At 65.2% G+C, this 5,295-nt stretch carries 5 protein-coding genes; all 5 read right to left on the bottom strand.

Going from position 1 to position 5,295, the window contains the following annotated elements:
• Positions 1-78: 78 nt before the first annotated feature.
• Positions 79-1,779 carry a flotillin family protein gene (locus ACXJL8_RS33115; protein ID WP_456623901.1) on the bottom strand — a complete coding sequence of 567 codons (1,701 nt, stop codon included), beginning with the start codon at positions 1,777-1,779 and terminating at the stop codon, positions 79-81.
• Positions 1,780-1,801: 22 nt separating this feature from the next.
• Entirely contained in the window at positions 1,802-2,461 is a 660-nt protein-coding gene (locus tag ACXJL8_RS33110) for an OB-fold-containig protein (RefSeq protein ID WP_456623900.1), read from the bottom strand.
• 10 nt (positions 2,462-2,471) lie between these two features.
• A complete protein-coding gene (locus tag ACXJL8_RS33105; protein WP_456686308.1) occupies positions 2,472-3,635 on the bottom strand; it encodes a PspA/IM30 family protein in 1,164 nt (387 codons plus the stop codon).
• Positions 3,636-4,249: 614 nt separating this feature from the next.
• Entirely contained in the window at positions 4,250-4,633 is a 384-nt protein-coding gene (locus ACXJL8_RS33100) for a RidA family protein (RefSeq protein WP_456623898.1), read from the bottom strand.
• Positions 4,630-5,295: acetamidase/formamidase family protein (locus tag ACXJL8_RS33095; RefSeq protein WP_456686307.1), on the bottom strand; the 666-nt coding region annotated here is incomplete at its 5' end. The genes ACXJL8_RS33100 and ACXJL8_RS33095, both read right to left, overlap by 4 nt.

Raw genomic sequence — 5,295 nt, 5'->3', positions numbered from 1 at the left:
CTCCGGAGCCGTGCGCGACGCGAGACGCGCACGGGGATTTCTTATCGATTCGAATTCTCCGCAGCAATGAACGGGCGTTCATAGGTCGGCGGCGTTTGGTTTCTCCACGGCGGGCGTAGCCACCGGCACCGCGGCGCCGTTGCCCTTCCCCGTCACGGCGCCGACCAGCGCTTTCACGGGATCGTCACCCGGCGCAAAACCGCTCTGGCGCAGGATCTCGTCGATCATCGGACGCAGCGCGTGCACCTTGAGGAGTTCGCCGGCAAGCCCTTCGCCGAAGCCGACATTGCCGCCGCCGACGCCATTGCCGCCGAACGCGCCGCCGGTGTGCAGGATGCGGACGTCCTTGAGGTTTCCGATCGGCCTGACCATCTCGGCCAGCGCCGAGGGCATGGTCTCGATCCGCTTCTTGGCGAGCTCGAAATCGATCACGTTGGCGCCGAGCTTGTTCTGCGCCTCGTTCTTGAGCGTGATGATCGCGGCCTCGGCCTCGCCGATGTTCCTGACGCCGACCGCCTTGATCTTGTTGGACTCGGCTTCCGCCGTCGCCAGCGTCTTGGTGGCCTCGGCGCGATCGAGCGCCGCCTTCTTCTCGGCTTCGGCCGCCACGATCACCTCGGTCGATTTGCGTTCGGCCTCGGTGCGTGCCGCCAGCACCTGGGTCAGGCGGGCTCGGTCGGCGACCTCGACAGCGCGCGCGGTGACGACCTTTTCCTCCGCGGACACAGCGAGCGCTTCGGCGGTCTTGGCCTCCGCCACGGCTTCCGAGGTCTGCTTGCTCTTGGAGGCGATCTGGATCTCGTTCTCCTGGGTCGCGATCTGGATCTCGCGCTGGGCGTCGGTCTTGCGCTTGTTGATCGCCAGATCCGACTCGATCACTGCGGTCTCCTTGACCTGCTTGGCGCCAGCCTCCTTCTCGGCGACCGCGCGGTCGGTATCGATGCGGGCGTTCTCCTCGGTCAGGCGCGCGGTCTGCGTCGCGGTCGCGACCTCGGCGCGGGTGCTCGCGGTCTTGTTGGCGATGTCGCGCTCCTGGGAGAGCTCGGCCTCCTTCTTGGTGCGTTCGATGGTCAGGGTCTGCTGCCGCGCCTCGAGGTCCTTTTGCGCGATCGCCACCTCGTTGTCGCGCACGATCGAGTTGCGGTCGCGCCGGCGGGTCTCGGTGACGGTCTTCAGCTGGGTCAGACCTTCGGCGTCGAAGAAGTTTTCGGGATTGAAGAACTTCACATCCGTCTGATCGAGCTTGGTCAGCGATACCGATTCAAGCTCGAGACCGTTTGACTTGACGTCCGACTCCACGGTCGCCTGCACGTGCTTGACGAAATCGCTGCGCTTTTCCTGCAGCTCCAGGATGGACATGGTGGCCGCCACCGAACGCAGGCCGTCGACGAATTTTGCTTCGACCTGGTTACGCAGGGCTTCGGCGTCATTGGTCAGCGCGCCCAGCGTCTGGCTCGCGAGCGCAATGCTTTCATCGTCGGGGCGGACGCGCACGTAGAACTCGGCGACGATATCGACCCGCAAGCGGTCCTTGGTGATCAGGGATTCCCGCTCCTTGCGCTCGACGGTGAGCCGCAGCGTCTTCAAATTGACGCTGGCATAGGAGTGGAAGATCGGCAGGATCATGGCGCCGCCGTCGAGCACGACCTTCTTGCCGCCGAGGCCGGTGCGCACGAAGGCCTCGTCGCGCGTGGCGCGCTTGTAGAGGATGGTGAAGACGATCCCCAGGACGACGATCAGCGCGACGCCGATCATGGCCGGGACTGCTATGTCGAACATGACTTTCTCCAATAATGACTTGCTAGCTGCTTAGAGGTGGCTTGAACGGTTTGAGTTCATCGTCGGCCTTGACCGCCACGAAACGGGTGCCGACGCGATCGACCAACAGGACCATGGTTCCTTGCGACAAGGGCGAAGACGAAGGGGCAGCAACCGCCCAGACGAAGTGCCTGTTACCGTGGACGTCGGCGACGCTGACGCGGCCCGGCGGCCCCTGGTCGAGCGGACCGATGACGACTTCACCGACGCGGCCAACGAGATCGCCGAGGCCGACGGCGTAGCTTTCATCCCTGGGAATGACCCGCGCGATGGCGCCGCTCGCGGCGCGGACCAGTGGAACCGAGACGACGATCGCCCCGACCGAGGCGAGCGTCGCCGGCAAGGGACCCGCGACCATCCGCGCGATGTCCTGGATCAGGAAGCCGGTGATGGAGAAGGCGCCGAGCAGCAGCAGCAGGAAGATCAGCAGCGGCACGCCGCCGACATTGATCCAGGAAATGGCGTTGATCACGCCATTGTCGCTGGGGTGGCCGAAATCGATGTTGGTGCCGAGCATCTCGCTCAGGGAGGCCCCGACCAGCATCGAGACCACCTCGACGGAGCCGACGATGACGATCATGGCCGCCGCGATCGCGAACGGCCTGACCTCCGGCGCCATCACATGTTCGAGCAGTGCGCTCATGACACATTACTCAGGAGCGCGACTTCAACCGAGCCAGCCGCGCTGCAATCTCCTTGTCGCGATGCAACGTGCTGAGCTCGTCGATGTCGCTTGAATATGGAATCGCGGCCGGAACGCCGGTGGCACGCGCCACCGCCCTGCCCGCGCGCAACGCCTTTGCCGCCGCAGCAGCGCCGCCCTGTTTCCGGGGCGAACCGGAAGCCTGGTGACTGGCAGCCACCTCACTCTTCTCGAGATCGGCGCGGCGCTTTTCGGCATCCTGAAGCGCCGACAGCACGGCGCGCAGGGACGTGACGGACTGCTCGATCTTCTCGTTGTTCTCGTCGATGGCGCGGGAGAGCACCTCGAACTGCGCTTCCAGATCCATCTGGCGCGCGATGCCGGCGCGCGCGAGATCATCACGCCCGTCCGCGATCACGCTCTCGATCTTGGCGGTGAGATCGGTCATCTCGCGCTCGATCTCGGTACGCCGCGCGTTGAGCCGGTATTCCTCGGCGCGCGCGGATGCGAGCRCATCGCGGGCCTCGCCCTCGGCGCGCTCGATCTCGCGGATGGCCTGTCCGACCACCGCAAGCTTGTTCTTGCCTTCCGCCTGCTCGATCGCGTCATAGGCGATGCCGGCGATCAGGCGCCCGACCCGGGACAGGAAATTGTCGGGGGCGGCAGCAATGGTATCCATGGCATTCTCCTCCTCTGGCAGACTGTTCGGCGTGACGCCGTAGTGAACCTCGAAACCGTCGTCGGTGCGGATCAGGTGCGCGGGCGCGCTCTGCCCCCAGCCCTCGGCATAACCGGCGTAGTCGAAGGGCACGCTGAAGCGCCCCTGCACGGTCGCAATCGAAATGGTGGCCGGCCCCTTGATCTTGGCGAGCTTGTCGTCGAGCGGCAGGCGGCGGCCTCCCGCCGCGCGATAATCGGCGCGGTCGCGCAGGCCCAGCGTCACCAGCCGCGACGGCAGCGCGGTCTGCTTGCGGATCGGCTCGTAGGCGTGGGCATGCAACAGGACGACGTTGGACCCCACGTTGTGGCTCCGCGCGACCTCGTCCAGAATTTCCATCATGCGGTCATAGGCCTCGAACGTCGCCTCCATCGCGGCCTTGGCGGCCGGGTCGGGGGCAAGCCGGTAACGCAGCGCGGACGGCGCGTTTCGGGGCGACGGGCTCATGGAAAGCACTAAAGCACCATTTTGGTGCTTTAGGAAGGGGAAGCGCAATCACGTTCCACTGATCCTTGGGCACTCTGGGGATTAGTCGCGGTGGCTCGGGTCCACGTTCAAGGCGGCGGATCACCCCTAGATCACGGCCGATCAAGACTTCTTGCACGCGCGGGTTGCAATTTAAGACGAGTTGGAGGGAGCCATGCCACGGCGCCCTCTCCACGAAGCGGCGCTTTCTCAATCTCGCTGTTGCGTGGCCCCCTCATCCTGAGGTGCGAGCGATGGGGCACGGTGCGCCTCATCGGGAGCCTCGAAGGATGAACGGCCGGGATGCCGCCGGGCCGTTCACCCTTCGAGGCTCGCCAAGAAGGCGAGCACCTCAGGGTGACGGTGATAGGCCTTGCGTGTCACGTGTGCGCAGACGCAGATCGGCACTCTCGCGGCTCATCTCGCCCGAGCTTTGCTTGATCTCGACACCCTCTTGCCAGAGGGCGCAGGGAAGACCGGGTGCCGGCTGTAGGGTGGATTAGCGAAGCGTAATCTACCACGTCTGCCGCCGCGGCGACTGAAGAGGTGGATTATGCCGCGGACCGCGCTACGCGCAGCCGCGGGATAATCCACCCTACGGACCATCACGGCCGCCGGCACACCAGATCGATCTCGATCAGCGCGTCATAGGCTAAGCCCGTGACACCGACGCAGGTGCGGGCCGGCAGCCGGCCGGGCGCAAAGTAGGTGCGATAGGTCTCGTTCATCGCCGCGTAGTCTTCCTTGAAGCGCGTCAGATAAATGCGCGCCATCACGACGTGCTCGAGGCCGAGATCGAGACCTCTGAGGACCACTTTCAAATTCTCCATCACCGCGTGGGTTTGCGCGACGATGCCGTCGGGCAGCACGCCCGGCGCTTGCGGCGTGTCCGGCATCTGGCCGGTGACGAAAACAAAACCGTCGGTCTCGACGGCGTGGCTGAAGGGCGCGACCGGCTTCGGTCCGCCGCTAATCATGTGGAATTTCACTTGAGTTGTCCTTGCGGTTGAGGCGCGTCMTGAAACAGACGCTTGCTGATGATGGCGTGCACGCCCCAATTGCCGTCGACGACCTGGGTGACGCCGAAATCGACGGCCGCCGACATCAGCGCGATCGCCTCGTCCTCGCTGAGACCTTTCACGTTCATCAGGAAGCGCCGCATCTTGCGGAAGGCGTCCTTCATGGCGAGGTCGAGCGAGGATTTTGCGTAGACCTCGCTCTGGCCCTGCGCGCCGAACTCGGCGAGATAGTTGGGATGGCTGAAGCCGGTCAGCACCCAGTCGGTGGCGGTCTCGATCAGGGGATAGCTGAGATCGGCGAAGGGCCGGCCGGCGAGGTCGGCCTTCTTGTGCAGAATCACCTCGAACGTGCCGGTCATCGAGCATTCGATCGCGGTGCCGCTCAGTTCGCCGTCGCCCTGGGCTGCGTGGGGATCACCGACCGACAGCAGCGCGCCGGGGACGGAGACCGGAAGATAGACGGTCGCCCCCTTCCCCAGCCGCCAATTGTCGAGATTGCCGCCGAAATAGGACGGCGGCACGGAATCGATGAAATCGACCTCGCGCGGCGCCACCGCGATCACGCCGAAATGCGGACGCAAGGGAATGCGGATGCCGTCGAGCACGGCGTGGCGGCGCTTCACCGTGCCGCG

It is taken from the genome of Bradyrhizobium sp. P5_C11_2, assembly GCF_054049755.1.
The sequence above is the reverse complement of the archived record's forward strand: the minus strand, read 5'-3'. Positions and strand labels throughout refer to the sequence as shown.

Bases quoted from the DNA above. Each gene is read 5' to 3' on its own strand.
- ACXJL8_RS33115 (WP_456623901.1), bottom strand. From the start codon at position 1,779: ATGTTCGACATAGCAGTCCCGGCCATGATCGGCGTCGCGCTGATCGTC.
- ACXJL8_RS33110 (WP_456623900.1), bottom strand. From the start codon at position 2,461: ATGAGCGCACTGCTCGAACATGTGATGGCGCCGGAGGTCAGGCCGTTC.